A 23,673-nucleotide genomic window follows, 5' to 3' on the forward strand; every position below is an offset into this window, starting at 1 on the left:
AATATTGATTGGTTAAAGAGAGTGTTGACGAATAAACCAAGCAGGTGTACAGCTCCATGCATGGCAGTAACTGTTAATTATTTTGTTTCCGTAAGGTGAATAATTGAGATCGTTGGGATCAAAAAGTTCCCAAAAAGTGTCAGCGCCATATTCAACCATTTTTCCCCAATAGGCTTTAATTTCGTCTATCGCCTGTTTTGTCATACCGACTTTTAATAAAGCTAAAATATAGTGATGACGTAAGTAAGGTGTGTTCATGCCGATATCAGGAGGAGTTAATAGCAACTTATTCATCAATTTTTGCTGATGGTTACGATCCCCTACATCAGCAAGAATCATCCAAATTTGCGTTGCATAGCTAACTTGATGTTGCGCTCCACTTATGTAAAATCCTGATTTGTCATCCCATAGTTGGTCGGCAGCGTGTTTAACAAAATCCAATTTTTGTTGTAAATTTGAGGATATTTCTGGTTGAAAGGTTTGAGATAGCTTTATCGCTTTATCTAAACAATAAATTAAAACACCTTGTGAAGCACCTTGTTTATTGAGTTTTTCATGCCAATCAATAAATGACCACCAGTCATCACTATCAACTACTAGCCCATATTCATCACAACGTTTTAGCGCGATGTCGATCTGTTGTAAGGCTATAGGCCATAATTCTTTGACCGTATTATGATCACTTGTTGCCATGAAATAGTCATATAAGACATCAATGTAAAACAACGAATAATCAAATAAGAACGTATCATCAGCAATAATTTGTGGTTTGACAAAAATATTAGCCGAAACCATTCCATCTTCTCGCCTATGGCTTGCAAACAAATATAAGCAACGGCGAACAAGGTCATGTTGTTTAAATGTAACATTGTTGACTAAAGCTTGAAGTCGTAGGTCTCCTAACCACAATCGTCTATCTCGTTTAGGGCCATCTTCAAACACTTCTTGCATACAGTTTCGCAATGTGTGCACTGATACTTGATCTATTTTAGCCAGTTGAGGATCTTGTGTTTGACATTCAATACAGTATTTAGGTGCTGAACTTACCGTTTTAAACTCGAGATCTTTAAACGTCAAATTGTATTTAGGCGATAGTGAAACAATCTCTATTTTCAAATAGCGAAAACAGTAACGTCTGGATAAGCTTATTTGTGCAGGTAGCACATCAATGTATTCATCGTGTTCTTGTAACCAACTTTTACTTAACCATCCTTGATATTGACTAAATGGCTCTGCAAGTTCACCTAAAGTTTCCACAAAGGTGAACTTGATATGTGCAGGAGCATCGGGAGGACTTCCTACCGCATCACACAAAAAAGATAAATACCCAACACCATGTTGTCCAAAATCAATAATAAAACTTTCGCCAGTTTGAAAGCTTTGATTGAAATAAACTGTCGCAGGGCTAATGACCTTAGCCGACCATCCATGAACCGCTTTAGGATCATTGACTAATGAGATGATATTTTGTGCTTTGATGATTGTTTGATGAATTGTGGGTAATAAATTTTCGGCTTTAGAAATAAACGTTATGTCTCGAATCATAACAAGATCATCATTTTTTTGCATCGCTTGTGACATAGTCTTCTCCTTTAAAATATCTATTTTTAGGAGTATAGCTATGCGGTGCTTAAGGCAGCTACTTTGACACTGCCAGATTAGCGGTATAAATGGCAGTAGTAAAAAGATCATTAAGTGTCAGTTCACATTTTTAGAATTATTATTTTTAAATGGAAAGTTAATTACATTATTGTATGAGGAGTGAAAGTGAAAATAATTTTAACAATCATTACGGCTACACCTTTTTTAACTCTGCATTTTCACTCAGCATAATTAGAATTAATTAAAAGAAGTTAGGTAAGCATTATGAACCATTTAAAAATCATTACTTATTTTAATTCTGAATTAGATAAATTAGCACTGTATAAAAGTGATCCAGAAGATAATAGTTGTGAGCATAACCATGAGTTTGATGAGCTGGTCATTGTAGAGCAAGGCCATGGACTGCACGTTATTAATGGTAAACCTTTATTTATTCAACAAGGTGATGTGTTTTTAGTACGTTGCCATGATTATCATTTCTATGATGATCTGGGCACTTTAAAACTGACAAATATCTTGATTAATCCTCGTCGAAAATTTATGTTTTTGGATAAGATAGAAATGTTATTAAATCGAATTTCCGCAAGTGATTTAAATTCTTATGTTTGGTTAGCACCTAGCCTAAGAAAAGAGTGTAATGCTGTTATCGATCAAATGTTCGATTTGCAAAACTCATTAGAGTATCGTGAATTTTTATTTTTTAAATTAATTACCATTATTGATCAATCACAACGGCAAGCACAAAAAAATAACACACGTTATAAGCTTCACCTTCTGCTTAATCATTTACAAGAAAACTGCTTTGATGAATATGATTGGCATACTATTGCTCAACATTTTCATTTAACGCTTAGAACAATGTTCAGGCATATTAAACAAGCAACAGGTTTAACACCAGAAAACTACATCAAACGACTAAGATTATTATCCGCACGCTCAAAAATTCGTGAAAGTGATATGACCATTACTGAAATATCTTTACTTTGCGGTTTTATCAATAGTACTCATTTTACAACGTTATATAAAAAAACATTTGGTATTACACCAAGTGAAGAAAGGAAAATCGGTAAACAAAATTCAGTTGATTAAGCTAATAATTAATAGCTCAGCTTGTAAGTTTAATAGGTTGTCAAAAGTGTGAGTCTTCGCACAAATTTGATAAAAAGTCCAAACTTCCTATAAATTACAGCCAAAAAAAGATTTTCCATGTCCAGATATTAAAGGTCAGATAAGATTTTACTCTTAGAATATAGATATAATGATTAGTAAATCGATGAGGTCATCTATGATTCAGAAGCTACTTGATAAGGATTTTTTTGTTTCTAGTGAGCAAAACATCACCCTTGAACCTCGAGCACCACAACCCGTATATCCTGAACATACTCATAATTTTAATGAAATTGTTATTGTTACAAAGGGTTCGGGTAAACATATTTTAAATGGTCAGCTTTTTGACCTTTATCCAGGCATGATGTTTTATATTCATGCTAGTGATTGCCATTTATACGAAAACGTTAATAATCTACATTTAACAAATATCTTATATAGACAGCCCGATAAATTCAATTTCATCAATGGCATTGGCGAATTAATACCTACTCAAAATTCTAGCCAATCGCACTATTTTGTAGACAAAAAATGTAACCAACATGTGCAAACCATTTTGAATCAACTCAATCAAGTTAATGAACAGCCAAATCCTATTCAGGAAAGCCTTTTTTTACAGCTACTTTTGTTATTTAAACAAAATCAGTATGTGAATCAGGGATCAGGTTCGACAGATACTCGAGTTAAACAGTTATTACACTGGCTACAAATTCATTTTAAAGAAACCATTGATTGGGATAAGATCACTCAACAATTTTCACTGTCACTGCGCTCTTTTCATCGCCACATGAAAAACCAATTAGGTATTACTCCTCAAAAATATTTAATAAAATTACGTTTAGCAGAGGCCTATAGCCAATTAATATATACTAGTAAATCAATTACCGAAATTGCTCAGGAATGTGGATTTAATGATAGCGCCTACTTTTCAACATGTTTTAAACAAGAGTTTAAAGTTGGTCCACAAATATTACGTAATGATCCAGAAAAACGTTATCATTAATGGCTATACACGGACGTCAGGAACAGGTTATGAATAAACATTTACGTTTATATAAACAGGACTATTTTATATCAGAAATAAATAGTGTTACTGTCGAAAAAAGAGATCATCAACAACCTTTTCCTTTGCATGATCATGATTTCCATGAAATTGTCATTGTCTGTTCGGGTAATGGTTTGCATCATTGGAATGATTATATTTATCCTATTACCAGTGGCGATATTTTATATATCACACCTAAAGATATTCATGGTTATGAATCAGTAAATAACCTTAAATTATTTAATATATTATATTTGCGAGAAACGCTTTTTTTATCAACAATAATTGAAAAATATCTTCCTAAACATAACACTAAACATACGGAACGCGTTTGGCGTATTAATCCTTCATTTATTAAGCAGCTAACTCCGTTAGTTGATCAATTAACCTTAGAATCAAAAAAAAATAATTTAGCTTCAGTGCATTTGTCCGAAGCGTTATTTTTACAGTTAGTGATTTTGTTAGATAGAATCAAGCAAGTTCCTAATGAACAATCCCCTACGGCAACTCATCAGTTGGATCTGCTCTTTACAACACTGCATAACAGTATTGGCAGTTCATTTAATTTAGAGATGTTTTGCAAACAAAATCATATTGCTAAACGTTCGATTAGTCGTTTATTTAAAAGCCAAACTGGCATGACCATTAATGAGTATCTGCAAAAACGCCGTTTATGTAATGCAATGTCATTACTGCGCAATACTCAATATTCGATCAGTATGATTTCATCAGAATGTGGTTATGATGATAGTAACTATTTTTCTGTTGTTTTTAAAAAAGAGACGCAACAAACGCCATCCCAATATCGAGCGAAATTCAAAGATAAAATTAATAAAAATCTAAATTTATTGAATTAAAATAGATTGTTAAAGTTAACTCTCTTTTAAATCAGTAAAAGAGAGCAACACATTAATTGAGGTAAAATACCGGTAATAACTCTTCACTTATTGGGCTATTATCGGCATTACTTGGCATAATATCTTTCATAAATGCCCACCATTTTTGACAAGCTTGAGTTTTAGCAACCGCATCCCAACGCTCTTGGGATTCAATTTCTACATATGCGAAAAGTAAACTGCGTTTAGTATCCAAAAAGATCGAATAGTTGTGTGCACCGTGAGCTTTAAGTTCTGTGACCAACTCCGGAAATATTTCATCATGTCTTTTTTTATATTCCGCATGTTTATCTGGATGTACTTGCATGATTGTCGCTTTTCTTAACATGATCACTCCTTTTAATCTTATTTATAAATAACAAGATAGATTAAAATAAACATCATCTAACCTATCCCGACGTTATTAACGGATGAATGTTTTATTCATATATAGCATGATAAAGTTGTTCAATTTCACTAACATTTGTATCACGAGGATTACCGCCTGTGCATACATCATCAAAAGCAGCTTTTGCAAGTGCTGGGATGTCTTCACGTTTCACACCAATTGCTTTCAAATTAGCTGGAATACCAACATCTTGATTAAGTTGTTTTACGGCATCAATAGCGGCTTGTCTGGCTTGTTCAATGCTCATACTTTCAGTGCCAACAACCCCCATTGCCTTAGCAATAGCACGGAATTTATCAGCGGTAAAATCAGCATTGTAAGCCATGATGTGAGGGAGCAAAACCGCATTTGCCACACCATGCAGTGTACTATAAAATGCACCTAGAGGATGAGCCATACCATGGACAAGCCCTAAACCAACGTTTGAAAAGCCCATGCCAGCAATATATTGCCCAAGTGCCATCTCTTCTCCCCCTTTTTCTACGCCTTTAACCGAATCACGCAGTGAACGTGAAATGATTTCAATCGCTTTAAGATGGAACATGTCAGAGAGTTCCCATGCACCTTTAGTAATATACCCTTCAATAGCATGAGTTAACGCATCAACGCCCGTTGCTGCTTTTAAACTTGCAGGCATGCTTGCCATCATATCGGAATCAATAATGGCAACAGCTGGAATGTCATGCGGATCAACACAAACAAATTTGCGTTTTTTCTCTTCATCTGTGATAACGTAATTGATCGTTACTTCAGCAGCAGTTCCAGCTGTAGTTGGTATGGCGATGGTTGGAACCGCCGGTTTTTTAGTTGGTGCAACGCCTTCTAAACTGCGGACATCGGAATATTCAGGATTATTAATAATGATGCCAATTGCTTTAGCAGTATCTTGTGGTGAACCACCACCAATCGCGATTAGATAATCAGCACCTGATTGTTTGAAAATTTCAACGCCCTTTTGCACTACACCAATCGTAGGATTAGGTATGACATCATCAAAAATTTGATAACTCAAACCATTGTCATCCAATAATTTTGTAACTTTGGTCGCAACATTGAATTTAATAAGATCTTTGTCCGTTACAACCAAAGCTTTTTTAAAACCTCGTTTTTTAACTTCATCCACAATTTGAACAATTGAACCTGCGCCAAAATATGACGTTTCATTTAGAATCATACGATAAGACATAATTTTTTCCTTCAAATTAATTTGCCATGCCTAAACCAACAATATTGGCAGCAACAATAATCACCAAACAACCAATGCAAAGAACTCTTACTGGTTTTGTACCGGTACCAAGCCACTCTTTTAATACTAATCCAACGATACCACCACATAATACATAAAAACTCATATGTAACATCCAACTCATAAAACCATATTCGGTTGGGATATTGGCATGTCCCCATGCATAAAAGAAGAATTGGAAATACCACATTGCCCCGCCCAATATGGCAAAAAGTACATTACTGATGAGTAACGATTTTGCAACAGAAATATCTTGTTTGAATGACAGATCTTTTTTAATACAGAGGCGTGTAATACAGAAACCAAGATTAATAATCGCTCCGCCACCCATAATGACAACATAACTTGGTAGTGCAACATAAAGGTTATCCACACCTAATTCAGCCGCTTTTGTGTGCATAGGTACAGCTGCACTCATTGCAAATGACATACCGGCTGAAAAAATACCACACATAATAGCCAGCAATAACCCTTTTTTAAGGTTAAAATCGACGATTTGTACTCCAAGGGTTTTCTCTTTTAAAAGTCCAGCATAAGTAACAATACCAACCCCGACAACTGCGACAGCAACGCCTAATAATGTCATCTTACCGCCAGTCGAAGCAACCAGTTCACCAAATTTTCCTTGTAAAATCGGCGTCATCAAAGTACCAACAATTAAGGTAATACCAATTGCGATACCGATTCCCATCGACATACCCAAATAACGCATGGTAAGGCCATAGCCGACATTACCCACTCCCCACATTGCGCCAAATAGAAAAACGGGTATCAATATTTGTGAACCAAATGAACCATAATAAGCCCAAAAATCGGGTAATAAAAAGTAGCTAATAGACCATGGTAAAATAATCCAAGAAAACAGACCTGCTATTGACCACATCGTTTCCCATGACCAGTTTTTCACTTTTTTTAATGGTGCATAAAAACAAGCAGCAGAAGTGGCACCCACAAAGTGCCAAAAGATGCCTAGAAAAATCGAACTACCCATATTTGTATCCTTATATCTAAACAATATTAATTAGGCTATTTTTACTAAGCTTATTTATTGTTTTAAAGCATCCTCTAAAGGAGTAACATCAAACCGTTGAGCAAGTAGCCTAAATTGCTCTGTCGTAATGGTTTGTCTCTTACCTCCCATTGATAATACTTTAACTAATACTTCTGCTGATTTTTCAGCTGTATCAATTAAGCCAAAGGCTTCATCTAAGTTTTGCCCTGTGCCAAAAACACCATGAAATGCCCAAAGTACTAAAGTGTGTTTTGCCATTTCTTGCGCGGTTGCATAACCAATTTCATCTTTGCCCGGCACCATCCAAGGCACCACTCCAACACCGTCAGGAAAGACTACCAAGCATTCGGTACTCATTTCCCATAACAAGCGGGTAATGACCGCAGTATCAAGTTCAAGCACATAGGTTAATGCAATTAAATTGGTCGCATGGCAGTGCATAATGACACGATCTTTACCCTGACTTTTCTCAATTCGGACAATATGTGATTGCAAATGTGCTGCCAATTCTGAAGTTGGCAATCCACCATTAATCAATCCCCACATGATGTAATAGCCTTTGCCTTCTTCGTCAATTTTTACAACCGCTAAAGTATCAGCAGGATCTAAAATCACATTACGAAAGAATTTACCCGAACCTGTAACTATAAAGTATTGATTGGTCAATTTGCTTACATCTTGAGTAAGCGTTACATGACGTGGGTTTTGATAAAAATCGTTTTTGAAAGATATGATATCGCTTTCCAATAATCGCAGACTTACATTACCGCCATTACGTTCATCCCAACCTTTTAACCACATGTCATAGGTCGCTTTAATCATGCCTTGAACAAACCATGAAGATTGTATTTGTTGCATAGTTATCACCTTTATTATCGTTGACTTAATACTTGTTGTTCATACTGACGAACTTCGTCTAACCATGCTTGCCCTACTGGGACATCATTAAGTTGACAATATTTGTCCCAAACTGCTTGCCAAGGCAGTGATTTTTGTTCTTCTAATAATGCTAAACGGGAAGTAAAATCACGGTTATGTTCATATTGTTTGAGTTTATCTGTTGGTTCTAATAGAGCTTTTAATAGACATTTTTTCATATTGCGAGTACCAATTACCCAAGCAGCAATTCGGTTGATGGAAGCATCAAAAAAGTCTAAGCCGATATGAACACGATCGAACAATTTATTACGAATGATTTCGCTGGCAATATTTTGAGTTTCATCATCAAATAACACGACATGATCGCTGTCCCAACGTACCGGACGGCTAACGTGTAGTAAAAGATGTTCAACAAATGGCATAACAGCTGAAATCTTATCTGAAATAACTTCTGTTGGATGGAAATGGCCTGCATCTAAACATAATGCCGTTTTACGAGAGGTGGCATAAGCTAAATAAAATTCGTTAGAGCCAGCAGTATATGATTCTAAACCAATACCAAATAATTTACTTTCGACTGCATCAATGTGATATTTTGGATCGATTTTTTCACTAATAATCTCATCAATAGATTCGACTAGACGTTGTCTTGGTCCAAATTTGTCAACGGTGATATCTTTCATGCCATCTGGTAACCAGATGTTCATAATTGATGGCGTACCTAACTCTTTACCAAAGTATTCTGATACTTTACGACACGCTTTGCCATGATCGATCCAAAATTGACGAATTTGGTCGTTAGTGTGAGTTAAAGTCCCGTCATTACTCAATGGATGCGAAAAGTAAGTAGGATTGAAGTCTAAACCAATTTGCTGTTTTTTTGCCCACCGCACCCAATTGACAAAATGTTCGGGTTTGATCTCGTTACGATCAACTTTGTGATCGGCTTCTAGGTAACAGGCATGTAAATTAAGACGTTTAGGTCCAGGAATTAAACTAAATGCTTTATCTAAATCTAAGCGAAGTTCATCAGCACTACGAGCTTTGCCAGGATAATTTCCAGTTGCTTGAATACCTCCGGTTAATTCGCCCTCTTGCTTTTCAAAACCAGCCACATCATCACCTTGCCAGCAATGTACTGAAATTGGCAAGCGAGCCATAGCGGCAATGGCGGCATCCGTGTCTACACCTATTTCAGCAAATCTTGATTTGGCAATTTGATATGCATTTTCAACTACATTCATGGAATACTCCTTTATAAGATATATAATTTTTTTATTAATTAACTATTGTTTGGATAGTAGTATTTGGTATCAAAATTTTGAGCAATGATCTGACGCAAATTTTTGACATTTTTAATAGCGCCTAACGAAATCAATTGATAACCCACGTTCCCGAGTGCTGAAGATTCAATTGGCCCAGCAGTAACATTGATTTGACAAAGATTGGCACATAACTGATTTAAAAAGGTGTTTTGGCAGCCACCTCCAACGATATGTAAAGTATTGATTTCTTCATTTGTGATCGTTGCCAATTCTTTAGTTACATCACGATATAAATGAGCCAAACTGTCAAAAACACATCGTACTAACTCCGATAAACGTTCAGGTGCATGACCGTAATTTTCTAAACAAACTTGTTTTATGGTTTCTGTCATTGATTGAGGATTTAAAAAACGAGAATCATTTGGGTTGATAATGTAGGCAAATGGGGATTCTTGTTGTGCTAATTGAATTAATGAGGTGATATCCTTAACTTCGTTTTCAGCGCAGATTCGTTGGAATAACCAAAGTCCCATTATGTTTTTTAATACCCGATAATGCCCATCAACGCCACCTTCGTTGGTAATATTCGCGTTTAATGCTTGTTTCCCAGTAAACGATTGTTTTGATTCGATCCCTATTAATGACCACGTACCAGAACATAAATAAGCACTATTTTTATCGGTAATGGGTGCGGCAATAACTGCACTAGCCGTATCATGGCTAGCAATGGCTATGACAGGAATTTGATCGCCTGTTGGTGCCCGCCACATTCCGACTTGATTACCAGGTTGAGTAATTTCACCAAACCATTTACGCGGAACACCTAAATAGTTGAGCAAGTCATCATCCCAGTCATGAGTAGCAACATTAACTAATTGAGTGGTAGAGGCGTTAGTGTATTCACGATTTAATTGGCCAGTTAATCTATAAATAAGATAATCAGGGATCATCACTAAATCGGTTACTTGTGATAACCAAGTAGGATGCTCAATCATCATCGCTTTGAGTTGATAAAGAGTATTAAAAGTAAGAAATTGGATACCCGTTTTTTGATAAATCGTTTCTGTGCCCAGATCTGATTGCACAAGTGACATGATATTATCTGTTCTGTGATCACGATAAGCGTAAGTGGGGCCAACTACTTGTCCATTTTTATCAATTAATACATAATCAACCCCCCAAGTATCAATACCAATACTATCAATTTTGATATTTTGCTGAATAATTTTATTTAGACCGATTAATATTTGTTGTTCAAGATAAACTAAATCCCAACAAAAATGATTACCTATCGCTTTAAATCCATTATTAAATCGGTGAATCTCTTCAAGCGTTATTTTTTGATTTTGCTGTTGATAGCATGACAGCATTACCCGACCACTGGATGCCCCTAAGTCTATTGCTACAATATATCTATCTTCCATTAACACTGCCCTTAGTTTTATTAATGGTGATAGTTTAGATAGAAGTAAATATAGAGACTTTTAATTGATTGCCATTGTTTAATGGATATTGGCAAAATTTTTAAACTAAGTGTGATCTATCACACAAATTGCCGATTTTATCGGTTTTATACATTCCAATAAATTATTGGTATAATAATTCTTTTAGACAAAATTTGAGAGTAATCCATGTCAAATCAGTTAAAAGCAGTTATTCAGTATCTTCTTCCTAAACAGTTATTAACCTCGTTATTTGGTTGGCTGGCTAAAAAGCAATTAGGTAAAGTTACTACTTGGATAATTCAGGGCTTTATGAAACTGTATAAAATAGATCTGAGTGAAGCAAAATTAGAAAATGCCAAAGACTATAAAACTTTCAATGATTTTTTTGCGCGTAAACTAAAAGAAGATGCACGCCCAATTGATAGCGCGGTTAACTCTATAGTTATGCCTGCTGATGGGACTATTAGCCAATTTGGTACGATTCAAGATAATTTATTATTACAAGCAAAAGGACATTATTATTCTTTAGAATCACTCCTTGCTTGCCATTCCGATATGATTAAATTCTTTAAAAATGGCTCTTATGCAACCACCTACCTTTCGCCGAAAAATTATCACCGTTTTCACATGCCTTGTGATGGGGTTTTACGTGAAATGATTTATGTACCGGGTTCACTCTTTTCTGTGAGTCAAGCAACTACTGAATGCATACCAAATATTTTTGCTCGCAATGAACGCGTAATCTGTTTATTTGAAACCGATTTCGGGCCAATGGCACAGATTTTAGTTGGTGCAACCATCGTTGGCAGTATTGAAGTACAATGGGAAGGCTGTATTACTCCACCACGTGAAGGCATAATGAAACGTTGGGTCTATTCAGGTGAAGTAAAATTAGTTAAAGGACAAGATATGGGATGTTTTAAACTCGGTTCAACCGTCATTACCTTGTTTGCATCTAACACAATTGAATTTGATAGCCACTTAAAAGTTGGTAATACAACACGTGTTGGTCAAAAATTAGCTGAAAGGATATAGCTTTATGTGGATGCGTAGTATTTTATGTTGTGCTTTATTGCTGTTTACATCAATAACATTAGCTGAACAAACAGCTATTACCATTGATAATGAAGAAGAACTGTCACAAACAGTCAATCAAATAAGTGATAAAAATGATGAACTCCGTCAAAATTTAGAACTTCAAAAAACACATTTAACCAGCATTACTAATGAACAAAATAATATTACTACGCAAATTTCGCATGTTCAAAATACATTATCAACCCTTGCTGAACAAGGGGAATGGTTAAGCTTTTCAACTGCACTTGGCGAAACACTTCGCCAACAATTGTTAAATCTACCAGAAAAACCAAAATCACAACCACTTGATGCAGAAATAGCGGAAGCAAAAGTTCAGCAATTAAATTACAGTAATAATTTAAAGGCATTAGAGAACTATCCTATATTATCAACCCAACTTAATAGTTCAAAACTTGCCAGCCAGTATCGCCGATCAATTCGAGAACAAAGCGAATTGCTTAAAACGTTAATTTCAGGTACAGATACCACTATTTTGGAGTTAACAAAATTAAAAATATCCAATAAGCAATTAACCAATGCCATCGATGAAGTTAATGATGCTGCACATCGTTATTTTTTCTGGGTTGCCGATGTAAATCCAATTTCGTTGGAATATCCAGTAAATTTAGCTAAAGATGTGGTTTATGTTCTTTTTTCTATTGATACCCTAACTCAACTCTATAATGCCAGTTGTGAAATATTATCTTCACCTAAGTTACTATTTTTATTAACATTATCCATAATATTTGTTTTCGCACATTTCAAAATGCGAGCTAAATATTATGCATTTTTAAACAAATCCGCTGCGCGTGTGGGTAAAGTGACCCAAGACAGTTATTCATTAACGTTAAAAGTGGTTGTTTACTCATTAATCATGGCGTTACCTGTACCCATTTTATGGGCTGTTTTTGGTTATGCATTACAACAAATTAATTGGGATTATCCGGTAGCTATAGCACTAGGCTATGGTGTTAATGCTGCAGCACCGATTTTATGGGTCTTTATAATCACGGCTCATTTTGCGGAAGAATCAGGACTCTTTATTACCCATTTTGGCTGGTCAAAAGCTAACGTCCGTGAAGCAATGAAATATTATAAACTTTCAGTTTGGTTAGTGATCCCCCTTGTAATGATTGTGATGAGTTTTGATCAATTTAGTAACCGCCAATTCGCTGCTACTATTGGTCGTAGTGCCTTTATTATTTTGTGTTTTGCATTGGTATTTATGAGCAACTCAATTCACCGAGCGGGTGTTCCATTGTATATAGATAAAAAAGGCTCAGGTGATAATCTCTTAAGCCATATTTTATGGTTTATCTTATTAAGTGCTCCGTGGTTAGCCATTATCGCTGCCTGTTTAGGATATTTATCAACGGCTCAAGTTCTATTAGGTCGCCTTGAAGCTTCTGTTTTTATTTGGTTCGGTTTATTAGTTATCTATTTTATGATTCGTCGTTGGATGTGGATTCAAAAACGTCGCATTGAATTTGAACGAGCAAAACAGCGCCGACTAGAACGTATGCAACGCGCTAGAAGTCATGAGGAAGAGTTAACAATTAATGACAACATGGATGAGCCTGTCATAGATTTAGATGCAATTAGTGCTCAATCATTACAGTTAGTTAGATCGATTATTATGCTGATAGCATTAATCAGTATGATATTACTTTGGTCAGAATTGCACTCAGCTTTTGCCTTTATGAACAATATTAAACTCTGGGGCACGAGTGTAATAATAAATGGAACCGAAGTTGAACAGTACATTACTTTAGGTGCTATTTGTATTGCCATTTTAGTTATGACCATTACCGTTCAATTAGTAAAAAATCTGCCAGCACTACTTGAATTAGGTATTCTTCAACATTTAGATTTAGCCCCAGGCACGGGGTATGCCATCTCAACCGTATCAAAATATATCGTTTTGATGATAGGCAGTATGATTGCGTTTTCGTTTATCGGTATTGATTGGGCAAAAATTCAGTGGCTTATTGCGGCATTAGGTGTCGGTTTAGGATTTGGTTTACAAGAGATATTTGCAAACTTTATTTCAGGTTTAATTATCTTGTTTGAAAAACCTGTGCGAATTGGCGATACCGTTACCATTCGGGATTTAACGGGAAATATCACCAAAATCAATACGCGTGCCATTACCATTGTCGATTGGGATCGCAAAGAAATTGTTATGCCCAATAAGGCATTTATTACCGAGCAACTAGTCAATTGGTCATTATCCGATTCAATAACCCGAATTGTATTAACCATTCCCGCAACCATTGATGCGGATAGTGATCTTGTGATCAAATTGCTACAACAGGCTTGTGAAGAGTGTGAATATGTACTTAAAGATCCTGAACCACAAGTGTTTTTAGTGGACATTCAAGAAGGTATTCAGTTGTTTGAAATACGCGTATTTGCAGCAGAAATGGGACACCGTATGCGGCTACGCAGTGCAATTCATAAATTGATATTAGAAGCTTACCGTGAACACAATTTACAATTACCATTCCCACCTTTACAAACCAATTTGGAAGCGCTTGGTCGCAAAAGTGGGCGTCGTAGTTATAATGTTGGTACGATTTAACCAAATAGGGTTTCTAACCAAGGTACACCAAATGCACCGGGAGCCAAAAGCACAAATGCCCAAATTGGTGCTGAAGCGATATTAGCTAAATTAAATTTACTTGCTGGCATATGCATCGTGCCAGCAATGAGTGGTACAAATGCTCGTAATGGACCAAAAAACCGACCGATAAAGACGCCTAACGTACCATAACGTTGAAAGAATTGTTCGGCTCGAAAAATAAGTTTTGGGTGTTTGTTTAATGGCCATGAGGCAATCACTTGTTGATGGTAGTGCTTACCTAACCAATAAGATACCCAATCCCCTAAAACTGCTCCGGCTGAAGCAGCAATCATCACAGGAAAAAACGATATCGCACCACCGCCAACTAAGGCGCCTGCCCCCAATAATATGGCAGTTGCTGGCACAAGTAAGGAAATAACAGCCATTGACTCACCAAAAGCCAGTAAAAATATAATTGGCAATGCCCACATTTGATGTGTTTGAATAAATTGCATTATTATATGTGTAATTTCTTGTAATGACATAGTTTGACTTGATAAATTAGCAATTGATATTAGCTTTTTATTTTACCATAATATTAAACGTATAGGATTTGAGCGTATTAATTATTGGCTGCTTTTATAATAATAAGTGTATTGATTTACTCATTATTAACATTAATAAGCTGATCATAAAAAAACCTATTTGTTAACAATTAAAATAGCCAGAGTTCAATTATGACGATCGGAACCACTTCATTGGAAGTAACCAAATTCAGTAACAGTACATTACAAAACCCACAAGCGGATAAAGTAGCTATCGAAAAACCCGTTGCCTTAGTTTATAACGGAATTTCCCATGTTGTTATGATGGCAACACCTAAAGATCTTGACTATTTTGCTATTGGTTTTTCATTAACTGAAAACATAATTGAATCAGTTAATGATATCTATGGCATTGATATCGTTGAAAGATCGCAAGGAATTGAAGTTAATATTGAATTATCATCAAGACGTTTTGCTCAATTAAAAGAAAAACGTCGTAATTTAACGGGCAGAACAGGATGCGGAATTTGTGGTACTGAACAAATTGAGCAAGTTTGTCAAAGTATTTCACCGCTTCAAATAAACGATACAATCGAATTATCCAATTTTAGCGATTCTCTTTCATGCTTAAATCAAGTTCAATTGGTTGGCAAACAAACTGGCTGTACCCATGCTGCTGTCTGGCTTGATTTAAACGGGCAATTTTTAGCTGGCTTTGAAGATATCGGTAGGCATGTTGCATTAGATAAATTACTCGGTTATCGAGCAAAACAGCAACAATTGAGTAATCGAGAACAGAAAGGCGTTATTCTGGTTTCTAGCCGCGCTAGCTACGAAATGGTTCAAAAAACAGCTATCTGTGGAATCGAAATTCTTTTGGCTGTTTCTGCCGCAACGTCAATGGCCATTGATAAAGCCAAACAAAATAACTTAACGTTGATTGGTTTTTTTCGAGGTGATAAAGGGGTTATTTATTCCGATTTCGGGCGTATTTTGGGATGAGATTAAATTTAATCTGAACTAAGCGTTATCAAATAACCATACGATACTCAAAAAGTATTTTTTTCATATTATCAATGTGATGCATTCCAAAATAGTACATTAGAAAATAATAAAACTATTTTTATCCCATAATTAAATGAAAGATAAATTAATAAGCATCTTTCTTTATTCCATGAAGATCAGCATAATATACAACTATGAATAACAAATACTTTGTTTTTCTTGTAGATTTTTAGGTGATCTTTTTCTGTAAATGAAAAATAGAGTTATTTATATCGATTATTCTCTCTTACTGAATAGTATATTATTTATAACTCTGTTTCTCAAAACTAACAATAATTGTTAGTAAAGAGACATCTAAGTTTTTTGTGATTATGTTTAATCACCCATTTTTTTCGTTTTTTTCGATAATTTGAAAGGGTACAGTCATGCATCAAACATCTGATATACAGCAAGCAGTTAATTTTATTCAACAACATACCGATAAAAAACCAACGATTGGGATTATTCTTGGTTCAGGTTTAGGCCCTTTTGCCGATACGCTTGAAGATGCGGTTCACATTCCTTATGACACAATTCCTCATTTTGCGAAATCTGCCGCAGTTGGACATGCTAACGAATTAGTCATTGGTAAAAGTGGAGATAAAACTGTAATCGCGATGAAAGGCCGTTTTCACTATTATGAAGGTTTTACATTAGATCAGGTTACTTTTCCAGTTCGTGTAATGAAAATGCTCGGCGTTGAAAAACTGATTATTACTAATGCTTGTGGTGCTGTAAATACGAGTTTTAAACCAGGCGATTTGATGCTCATCACCGATCATATTAATCTAACAGCTAATAACCCGTTAATTGGACCAAATAATCCAGAACTTGGCGTTCGCTTTTTAGATGTAAGCGAAGTTTATAATAAACAATTACGTAAAATCGTGTCTGATGTAGCAAACGAACTAAATATTACACTACAACAAGGTGTTTATGCATGGTGGACAGGACCAACCTATGAAACTCCAGCCGAAGTGAGAATGATTCGAGTTTTAGGGGCGGATGCAGTGGGTATGTCAACAGTACCTGAAGCAATCATTGCTCATCATTCAGGTATTAAAACCATTGGTATCTCTTGTTTAACTAACATGGCATGCGGCATATTAGATCAACCTTTAGGCCACGAAGAAGTAATTGAAACAGCAGAGCGTGTTAAATCAACATTTTTACAGCTAATCACTAAAACAATAGCGCGTTTTTAATCAATACTTTTTATTATTTATTATTTTATATAAAAAGTTCACATTATTTTAGGGATAAATAATGAACATTAAAGATAGATTGAAAATAATGATGTTTTTCCAATATTTTATTTGGGGAAGCTGGTTAGTGACTTTCGGCGGTTATCTGTTCAACACGTTGCACTTTTCAGGCGCCGAAGTAGGAATGATTTTTAGTACAAAAGGTTTAGCCGCATTAATAATGCCATGTATTATTGGCATTATTGCAGACAAATTTTTACAACCTAAATATTTGTATATGCTTTGCCATTGCATTTGTGCTATTGCTCTGTTTTATGCTGCATCAGTCAATAGTTCGATAATGCTATTTTGGGTGATGTTATGTAATGCATTTGCTTTTATGCCAACCATTGCATTATCAAATTCAATCAGTTACCACTGTCTGGATGAGGAAAAATTAGATACAGTCGCTGTTTTTCCTAAAATTAGGGTATTTGGTACTATTGGTTTTATTGTTGCGATGTGGATGATTAGCTTACTGAAATTTGAATTGAGCAACGCTCAGCTTTATGTAGCGAGCGCGGCATCAGTTTTGCTAGCGGTGTATAGCGCCACGTTACCTAACATTAACATGAATAAAACACAGCAACAGTCTTGGAGTTCCCGTTTAGGTTTAGATGCATTTGTGCTATTCAAGAATCCCACTATGGTTCTTTTTTTTCTATTTGCGATGTTACTTGGCGCAATATTGCAAATCACCAATACATTTGGTGGTGCATTTTTACATGATTTTGGTAAAATTCCAGAGTTTAAAAATAGCTTAATTGTACAGTATCCAGCAATTTTGTTATCTGTTTCACAAATGGCAGAAGTGGCATTTATTTTGACCATTCCATTCTTTCTTAAGAAATTTGGCATCAAAAAAGTCATTATGATAAGCTTAATTGCTTGGACACTCAGATTCGGTCTGTTTGCTTTTGGTGATCCGACACCATTTGGTTTTGTACTGTTAATGCTGTCGATGATTGTGTATGGCTGTGCCTTTGACTTCTTCAATATTTCGGGTTCTATTTTTATCGAAAAAGAAGTAAGCCCAAATATCCGAGCGAGTGCACAAGGATTATATATGACCATGGTGAATGGCATTGGTGCTTATTTAGGGTCAATATTGAGTGGTTTTGTTGTTGATATGTGCACGCATGACGGTGTTAAAGATTGGCAAACAATTTGGATCATTTTTGCATCTTATGCACTGGTATTAGGAGTAGTTTTTTATTTTACATTTAACTACCGCCACAGTAAGTCAGAGCCTGTTGAGCAATAATTTACTGGTCAAATTTACTGGTCAAACTAATGAGCTAAACCTAATAACGTTCATTCAGTTCTGATTCGTTTAGTATTCTTTATACTAATTATTAAATAATTTAAGAGTCACAGGGGATATCCCCTGTGAGCTTTAATTGTGTGTGTTAAATAAAATATTTTGTTAGAGTAATGAGATTTAAATATGAAAGAGAAATTTTTGGGTGGTTTATTAGTTTTTTTAGGAGCATGTAGCTTTGGGGTGCTCTCATCTATTGTAAAAACCGCTTATAAAGATGGCTACACACTTGGCGAAGTGACGGGTGTTCAATGCTTTTTAGGTATGATAATGTTGTGGTTGATTCATTTTCTGGTTAAAACACTGAATAAATCTAAACCTGATTTAACCCCAAAACCTCAATTAACTAAAAAATGGAAAGCCTGTGCCGTCGGTATTTTTCCTGGATTAGTGGGCATTTGTTATTATCAATGCGTACAATTAGTTCCCGCTTCAATTGCTATTATCTTATTGATGCAATACCTTTGGATCAGTATCATTATTGATTTTGTTATCTTTAAAAATAAACCAACTAACATTCAAATTTTAACCGTAATAGCAATTATTTTTGGTAGCTGTTTAGCTGCAGGTATTTTTAATGAAGACATTAAATTGAATTTAACTGGCTGTCTGTTTGGTTTTTTAGCCGCATTGATGTACTCATTATTCATCACAACAAGTAGTAATATTGGTAATGATTTACCGAAATTAGAAAAAAGTGCATTGATGATAACGGGCGCTTGCATTGTGACATTTTTAATTTTTCCGCCTATATTTTTCATTAAACTCGATATCAGTGATAAACTTTATCAGTTAGGCTTTTTATTAGCTTTGTTCGGTACCGTTTTGCCACCATTTTTATTTGCAGTGGGTATGCCTAAAATTGGGATTTCATTAAGTGCAATACTATCAGCAGCAGAATTGCCCGTGGCGGTTACCTGTTCTTATCTTTATCTAAAAGAGTTAGTGTTTTTTAACCAATGGATGGGCGTAATAATTATCCTATTGGCCATTGCACTATCAAATTTAAAACATTTTAAAAATAGTAGGTAATTTATGAGTGAGTGCGGTTAACTTCCGCACCTTTAGTTAAGGTGAGTATATTAATCAATCTAATGTTTTGCTAAAAAAGTCTTACATATAACTTTTTAACCATTTGATAAATAAATCAGCTTTAGGGTTATATCTCTCTTTTGGTGTACAGATATAATAATGTTGAGAGCACTTTACCTCCATCCCTTCAAATGGAGTAATTAGTAAGCCAGATTCGAGGTAATTTTTAATGACTTGCTTTCTTCCCATTGCAATACCAGCATGATTTATTGCAGCTATTGCAGCCAAATCGGAACGGTCAAAACATATATTTTGCATTTCATTAAAATCATAAGTTAAGGAAAAATGTTTTGCCCAACTTTCCCATTCATCAAAATTTGAATCATATCCCCACGCTTGAGTGTCATGTAGTATAAAGCATTTCGATAAATTCTCAATCTTGTTATATAAATCATTTTGCTGTGCATAATAAGGACTGCAAACGGGAATAATGGTTTCATCTAACAAATGTTCACAGGTTAAATCATCATAAGTCAGATCATCATAATAAATGGCTAGATCAACCCGATGGCGACTGAAATTGATAATTTCGTTACCTGAAACAATGTTTAACAATATATAAGGATAGTGCCTAGCAAATAGTGATAATTTTGGAATTAACCAATTTTGAGCAAAAGAAGGTCTTGAAAAGATAGTCAAAGTTCCAAAAGCTTCTTGATTTTTAATTTCCAATATTTCTTGATTTAAAATATTTAGAGACTTTTTGACTACTTTAAATAAGTTCATACCTTCATGAGTCAAGGCTATTCGTCGATGATAGCGCTGAAATAATTTAAATGAAAGTTCATCTTCCAGTTTATTAATTTGATGACTTACTGCACTCGGACTAATGCAAAGTTCTTCAGCTGCTAATGCAAATGATAAATGACGAGCGACTGACTCAAACGTATGCAGCTTAGAGAGCTGATAACGATTAATAACATGATTTTTATTAAAAAATCTATTTTCATCATACATAATAATTCTCCTTTACTAATCCATTAGTATACTATTTCATGTATAAACATTCCAAAGCTTACGCTTCTAAATAATTATTTACACGAAATTTATTGAAATATTAGCATTTTTTGATTTTAATCACACTTATAGATGAATTTAATTCAGGTTAAAACCATTATTGATCATTTGTCAAATTATCACCAAAAACTTCTAATAAAGCTGACAATTAATAAAAAGAATGGAGGGTAATATGGATTCGCAGTTGTGGATTATTAGTGTATTAATCACCAGTATTATCCTTATAGTAATCTCGATCATAAAATTTAAACTTCATCCTTTTTTAGCGTTATTACTTGCCAGCTTTTATGTGGGTGCGTTAATGAAAATGCCCCTACTAAAAATGATTGCAGCAATTGAAGACGGTATTGGTAGTACATTAGGTTTTTTAGCTGCGGTAATTGGTTTAGGTACTATTCTTGGCAAAATGATGGAAATTTCAGGTGCAGCAGAACGAATAGGACTGACATTACAAAAATGTCGCTGGTTATCACCACAAGTTATTATGGTGCTGGTAGGTCTGATTTGCGGTATTACCCTGTTTGTTGAAGTGGGTGTTGTTTTATTAATTCCAATAGCTTTTTCAATTGCTAAAAAAACTCAAACTTCTCTTTTAGTGCTAGCTATTCCTCTCTGCACTGCATTAATGGCAGTTCATTGTATTGTTCCACCTCATTCTTCTGCACTATTTGTCACCAAAGCATTGTGTGCTGATATTGGAACTGTAATCGTTTACGGATTGGTTATTGAATTATTAGCATCGCTAATTGGAGGATCTATCTTTTTAAATTGCATTAGCAATAAGATCCCTTTTAAAACAGTACCTGAAGAGTTTTCAGATACGAAAGAGAGAACGGAAGAAACACTTCCTTCTTTAGGTTGCATATTATTTACAATATTACTTCCGATTGTTTTGATGCTAATAAAAACAGTAGGTGACTTTATTGTGGATAAAAATTATTTTAGTTACTCAGTGTTAGAATTTATCGGTAATCCTATTGCAGCAATGTTTATAGGAGCCTTTGTTGCTTACCATATGTTAGGCATTCGATGCAATATGGCTATACCCATGTTCTTATTTAAGACAGAGAAGTGCTTTTCATCCATTGCGAATATTTTATTAATCATTGGTGCAGGTGGAGCATTTAACGGTATTTTAAAAAATAGTGGATTAAGTGATGGTTTAGTTGGCATTTTTTCCCATTTAGATATGCACTCGATTTTATTGGCATGGTTAGTGGCAATCATTTTACATGCAGCGGTAGGATCGGCAACAGTCGCAATGATGGACTCAACAGTCGTCGTTTCGCCAATTTTACCGCGTTACCCTGACGTAAGTCCAGAAATCATTACATTAGCAAGCGGTTCGGGAACTATTGGACGCACAATTGTTATAAATTCTTTATTTTGGTTAGTTAAGCAATATTGTGGCGCAACATTAAATGAAATATTTAAATACTCTACATCAGTCACTTTTATTGCATCATTAGTCGTATTAGCAGGTACTTTTTTACTATCTTATATTATTTAAAAATATATTACAGGAATAAATTATGATCCCTAAAGATATTGAAAAGTTAATACAAAAATATCCTTTAGTCGCTAACTTAATACAACTAAAAGAAACAGCTTGGTTTAACCCAAATATAACGAACTTGACAGATGGGTTATCTTATGTAACACTTAAAAAGCAAGATGTTAAGGATGCAAGTAAGCGATTAGCAAGATTTGCACCTTACTTATGTAAAGCATTTCCAGAAACAGCAGTAACGAAAGGAGTAATTGAATCCGAGGTTGTTGCGATTCCCAATATGAGAGCGGTTCTTGAAAGCCGTTATCAACACAAGATCATAGGAAGTCTGTTCCTCAAGAAAGATAGCCATTTACCAATTTCTGGTTCTATAAAAGCTCGCGGTGGTGTATATGAAGTACTGACCCATGCAGAAAAGCTTGCTATTGAAAATGGCTTATTAACCGAAAAGGATGACTACACCAAATTATTTTCTGACAGATTCACCCAATTTTTTAGTCGATATAGTATTGCAGTAGGTTCAACAGGTAACTTAGCCCTATCTATTGGTATTATGAGTGCCAAATTAGGTTTTAAAGTTAATGTTCATATGTCTAGTGATGCTCGCGAATGGAAAAAACAGAAATTACGTTCACACGGTGTAAATGTTATCGAATACCATCAAGACTATAGTGTTGCAGTTGAAAAAGGCCGCAAAGCAGCTGAGTCTGATCCTAATTGCTTTTTTATTGATGATGAAAACTCAAAAACCTTATTTTTAGGTTATGCAGTGGCTGGCGAACGCCTTAAAAAACAGTTTACTGAAATGAATATAAAAGTGGATAAACAACATCCATTGTTTGTTTACCTTCCTTGTGGAGTAGGTGGTGGACCGGGAGGCATTGCTTTTGGATTAAAACTTGCTTTTGGTGATGATGTACACTGCATTTTCGCTGAACCAACACATTCACCTTGTATGTTTTTAGGTGTTTACACTGGATTACATAACCATATTTCTGTTCAAGATATTGGTATTGATAATATCACCGCTGCTGACGGTTTAGCCGTAGGCAGACCTTCTGGATTTGTAGGACGAGCAATGGAAAGATTAATTGATGGCTATTACACCATTAATGATCAAGAGATGTACGATTTACTCGGTTTATTAAATCAACAACAACAAATTCAATTAGAACCTTCAGCTTTAGCGGGAATGCTTGGTTTATTACATGTTGAAAAAAATTCAACATATTTAGAAAGAATTAATGTTTCACGAGAAATTTTAACAAATGCGATACACTTAGTCTGGGCAACTGGTGGTGGCATGGTTCCAAAGGAGGAAATGGGAAAATATCTTAGCCTAGCAAAAATATAAAATAAATTAAACAGTTAATAT

The 23,673-nt window shown here is 35.1% G+C and carries 19 protein-coding genes and 1 pseudogene; 11 read left to right on the plus strand and 9 right to left on the minus strand.

The genetic code is table 11. From position 1 onward, the window contains the following. Positions 1 to 12: 12 nt before the first annotated feature. Positions 13 to 1,581, minus strand: a complete 1,569-nt coding sequence (locus A9G17_RS03095) for an alpha-L-rhamnosidase-related protein (protein ID WP_065737449.1) — start codon at positions 1,579 to 1,581, stop codon at positions 13 to 15. Between the two features lie 285 nt (positions 1,582 to 1,866). On the opposite strand from A9G17_RS03095, the gene A9G17_RS03100 reads away from it, so the two are divergent. From A9G17_RS03100 to A9G17_RS03110, 3 genes are all read left to right on the plus strand, one after another. Then, complete coding sequence (locus tag A9G17_RS03100; RefSeq protein WP_065737450.1) at positions 1,867 to 2,691, plus strand: helix-turn-helix domain-containing protein; 825 nt, start codon at positions 1,867 to 1,869, stop codon at positions 2,689 to 2,691. Positions 2,692 to 2,887: 196 nt separating this feature from the next. Then, the gene (gene rhaS, locus A9G17_RS03105) at positions 2,888 to 3,712 is read left to right on the plus strand and encodes an HTH-type transcriptional activator RhaS (RefSeq protein WP_065737451.1); all 825 of its coding nucleotides are present in this window, start codon (positions 2,888 to 2,890) and stop codon (positions 3,710 to 3,712) included. A gap of 29 nt (positions 3,713 to 3,741) precedes the next feature. Further along, positions 3,742 to 4,611 (plus strand): helix-turn-helix domain-containing protein, encoded by an 870-nt coding sequence (locus A9G17_RS03110; RefSeq protein ID WP_065737452.1) that lies wholly within the window; start codon positions 3,742 to 3,744, stop codon positions 4,609 to 4,611. A 52-nt stretch (positions 4,612 to 4,663) separates the two neighbouring features. On the opposite strand, the gene rhaM is transcribed toward A9G17_RS03110, so the two are convergent. The 6 genes from rhaM to rhaB all read right to left on the minus strand — a co-directional run bounded on the left by rhaM (position 4,664) and on the right by rhaB (position 10,864). Continuing rightward, the gene (gene rhaM / locus A9G17_RS03115) at positions 4,664 to 4,978 is read right to left on the minus strand and encodes an L-rhamnose mutarotase (protein WP_065737453.1); all 315 of its coding nucleotides are present in this window, start codon (positions 4,976 to 4,978) and stop codon (positions 4,664 to 4,666) included. 91 nt (positions 4,979 to 5,069) lie between these two features. Continuing rightward, positions 5,070 to 6,224, minus strand: coding sequence for a lactaldehyde reductase (fucO, locus tag A9G17_RS03120; RefSeq protein WP_065737454.1), 1,155 nt, complete (start codon positions 6,222 to 6,224; stop codon positions 5,070 to 5,072). 16 nt (positions 6,225 to 6,240) lie between these two features. Continuing rightward, positions 6,241 to 7,275: an L-rhamnose/proton symporter RhaT gene (rhaT, locus tag A9G17_RS03125; RefSeq protein WP_065737455.1), complete on the minus strand. Its 1,035-nt coding sequence runs from the start codon at positions 7,273 to 7,275 to the stop codon at positions 6,241 to 6,243. A 54-nt stretch (positions 7,276 to 7,329) separates the two neighbouring features. Next, positions 7,330 to 8,154 carry a rhamnulose-1-phosphate aldolase gene (gene rhaD / locus A9G17_RS03130; RefSeq protein ID WP_065737456.1) on the minus strand — a complete coding sequence of 275 codons (825 nt, stop codon included), beginning with the start codon at positions 8,152 to 8,154 and terminating at the stop codon, positions 7,330 to 7,332. 14 nt (positions 8,155 to 8,168) lie between these two features. Beyond that, positions 8,169 to 9,419, minus strand: a complete 1,251-nt coding sequence (locus tag A9G17_RS03135) for an L-rhamnose isomerase (RefSeq protein ID WP_065737457.1) — start codon at positions 9,417 to 9,419, stop codon at positions 8,169 to 8,171. A 38-nt stretch (positions 9,420 to 9,457) separates the two neighbouring features. Continuing rightward, on the minus strand, positions 9,458 to 10,864 hold the full coding sequence (gene rhaB / locus A9G17_RS03140; protein WP_065737458.1) for a rhamnulokinase: 1,407 nt from the start codon (positions 10,862 to 10,864) through the stop codon (positions 9,458 to 9,460). A gap of 207 nt (positions 10,865 to 11,071) precedes the next feature. Here rhaB and asd point away from each other — a divergent pair, with 207 nt between their 5' ends. Then, positions 11,072 to 11,920 (plus strand): archaetidylserine decarboxylase, encoded by an 849-nt coding sequence (gene asd, locus A9G17_RS03145; RefSeq protein WP_065737459.1) that lies wholly within the window; start codon positions 11,072 to 11,074, stop codon positions 11,918 to 11,920. A 124-nt stretch (positions 11,921 to 12,044) separates the two neighbouring features. Then, a pseudogene (gene mscM / locus A9G17_RS03150) lies at positions 12,045 to 14,543 on the plus strand (miniconductance mechanosensitive channel MscM); the annotation flags it as partial. Here mscM and A9G17_RS03155 read toward each other — a convergent pair. Further along, the gene (locus tag A9G17_RS03155) at positions 14,540 to 15,070 is read right to left on the minus strand and encodes a DedA family protein (protein ID WP_065737461.1); all 531 of its coding nucleotides are present in this window, start codon (positions 15,068 to 15,070) and stop codon (positions 14,540 to 14,542) included. The pseudogene mscM and the gene A9G17_RS03155 overlap by 4 nt on opposite strands. Before the next feature lie 192 nt (positions 15,071 to 15,262). Between A9G17_RS03155 and fdhD the strand changes: the two genes are divergently transcribed. The 4 genes from fdhD (at position 15,263) to A9G17_RS03175 (ending at position 19,711) form a co-directional block, all read left to right on the plus strand. Further along, complete coding sequence (fdhD, locus tag A9G17_RS03160) at positions 15,263 to 16,072, plus strand: formate dehydrogenase accessory sulfurtransferase FdhD (protein WP_065737462.1); 810 nt, start codon at positions 15,263 to 15,265, stop codon at positions 16,070 to 16,072. Between the two features lie 428 nt (positions 16,073 to 16,500). Further along, positions 16,501 to 17,319 carry a purine-nucleoside phosphorylase gene (locus tag A9G17_RS03165; protein WP_065737463.1) on the plus strand — a complete coding sequence of 273 codons (819 nt, stop codon included), beginning with the start codon at positions 16,501 to 16,503 and terminating at the stop codon, positions 17,317 to 17,319. Between the two features lie 61 nt (positions 17,320 to 17,380). Further along, positions 17,381 to 18,622 (plus strand): nucleoside permease, encoded by a 1,242-nt coding sequence (locus tag A9G17_RS03170; RefSeq protein ID WP_065737464.1) that lies wholly within the window; start codon positions 17,381 to 17,383, stop codon positions 18,620 to 18,622. Positions 18,623 to 18,805: 183 nt separating this feature from the next. Next, positions 18,806 to 19,711 carry an EamA family transporter gene (locus A9G17_RS03175; RefSeq protein ID WP_065737465.1) on the plus strand — a complete coding sequence of 302 codons (906 nt, stop codon included), beginning with the start codon at positions 18,806 to 18,808 and terminating at the stop codon, positions 19,709 to 19,711. An 81-nt stretch (positions 19,712 to 19,792) separates the two neighbouring features. Here A9G17_RS03175 and dsdC read toward each other — a convergent pair whose 3' ends face one another. Then, on the minus strand, positions 19,793 to 20,728 hold the full coding sequence (gene dsdC, locus A9G17_RS03180; protein ID WP_065737466.1) for a DNA-binding transcriptional regulator DsdC: 936 nt from the start codon (positions 20,726 to 20,728) through the stop codon (positions 19,793 to 19,795). A gap of 232 nt (positions 20,729 to 20,960) precedes the next feature. On the opposite strand from dsdC, the gene dsdX reads away from it, so the two are divergent. Both dsdX and dsdA read left to right on the plus strand, forming a co-directional pair. After that, on the plus strand, positions 20,961 to 22,298 hold the full coding sequence (gene dsdX / locus A9G17_RS03185) for a D-serine transporter DsdX (protein WP_065737467.1): 1,338 nt from the start codon (positions 20,961 to 20,963) through the stop codon (positions 22,296 to 22,298). A 22-nt stretch (positions 22,299 to 22,320) separates the two neighbouring features. After that, the gene (gene dsdA, locus A9G17_RS03190; RefSeq protein ID WP_065737468.1) at positions 22,321 to 23,652 is read left to right on the plus strand and encodes a D-serine ammonia-lyase; all 1,332 of its coding nucleotides are present in this window, start codon (positions 22,321 to 22,323) and stop codon (positions 23,650 to 23,652) included. Positions 23,653 to 23,673: the final 21 nt, after the last annotated feature.

This window comes from Gilliamella sp. wkB7 (genome assembly GCF_001693435.1).
In the GTDB taxonomy this organism is placed as follows: Bacteria; Pseudomonadota; Gammaproteobacteria; order Enterobacterales; family Orbaceae; genus Gilliamella; species Gilliamella apicola_N.

Excerpts from the sequence above, each read along its gene's own strand:
- A9G17_RS03095 (WP_065737449.1), bottom strand. The coding sequence starts at position 1,581 with ATGTCACAAGCGATGCAAAAAAATGATGATCTTGTTATGATTCGAGAC.
- A9G17_RS03100 (WP_065737450.1), top strand. The coding sequence starts at position 1,867 with ATGAACCATTTAAAAATCATTACTTATTTTAATTCTGAATTAGATAAA.
- rhaS (WP_065737451.1), top strand. The coding sequence starts at position 2,888 with ATGATTCAGAAGCTACTTGATAAGGATTTTTTTGTTTCTAGTGAGCAA.
- A9G17_RS03110 (WP_065737452.1), top strand. The coding sequence starts at position 3,742 with ATGAATAAACATTTACGTTTATATAAACAGGACTATTTTATATCAGAA.
- rhaM (WP_065737453.1), bottom strand. The coding sequence starts at position 4,978 with ATGTTAAGAAAAGCGACAATCATGCAAGTACATCCAGATAAACATGCG.
- fucO (WP_065737454.1), bottom strand. The coding sequence starts at position 6,224 with ATGTCTTATCGTATGATTCTAAATGAAACGTCATATTTTGGCGCAGGT.
- rhaT (WP_065737455.1), bottom strand. The coding sequence starts at position 7,275 with ATGGGTAGTTCGATTTTTCTAGGCATCTTTTGGCACTTTGTGGGTGCC.
- rhaD (WP_065737456.1), bottom strand. The coding sequence starts at position 8,154 with ATGCAACAAATACAATCTTCATGGTTTGTTCAAGGCATGATTAAAGCG.
- A9G17_RS03135 (WP_065737457.1), bottom strand. The coding sequence starts at position 9,419 with ATGAATGTAGTTGAAAATGCATATCAAATTGCCAAATCAAGATTTGCT.
- rhaB (WP_065737458.1), bottom strand. The coding sequence starts at position 10,864 with ATGGAAGATAGATATATTGTAGCAATAGACTTAGGGGCATCCAGTGGT.
- asd (WP_065737459.1), top strand. The coding sequence starts at position 11,072 with ATGTCAAATCAGTTAAAAGCAGTTATTCAGTATCTTCTTCCTAAACAG.
- A9G17_RS03155 (WP_065737461.1), bottom strand. The coding sequence starts at position 15,070 with ATGTCATTACAAGAAATTACACATATAATAATGCAATTTATTCAAACA.
- fdhD (WP_065737462.1), top strand. The coding sequence starts at position 15,263 with ATGACGATCGGAACCACTTCATTGGAAGTAACCAAATTCAGTAACAGT.
- A9G17_RS03165 (WP_065737463.1), top strand. The coding sequence starts at position 16,501 with ATGCATCAAACATCTGATATACAGCAAGCAGTTAATTTTATTCAACAA.
- A9G17_RS03170 (WP_065737464.1), top strand. The coding sequence starts at position 17,381 with ATGAACATTAAAGATAGATTGAAAATAATGATGTTTTTCCAATATTTT.
- A9G17_RS03175 (WP_065737465.1), top strand. The coding sequence starts at position 18,806 with ATGAAAGAGAAATTTTTGGGTGGTTTATTAGTTTTTTTAGGAGCATGT.
- dsdC (WP_065737466.1), bottom strand. The coding sequence starts at position 20,728 with ATGTATGATGAAAATAGATTTTTTAATAAAAATCATGTTATTAATCGT.
- dsdX (WP_065737467.1), top strand. The coding sequence starts at position 20,961 with ATGGATTCGCAGTTGTGGATTATTAGTGTATTAATCACCAGTATTATC.
- dsdA (WP_065737468.1), top strand. The coding sequence starts at position 22,321 with ATGATCCCTAAAGATATTGAAAAGTTAATACAAAAATATCCTTTAGTC.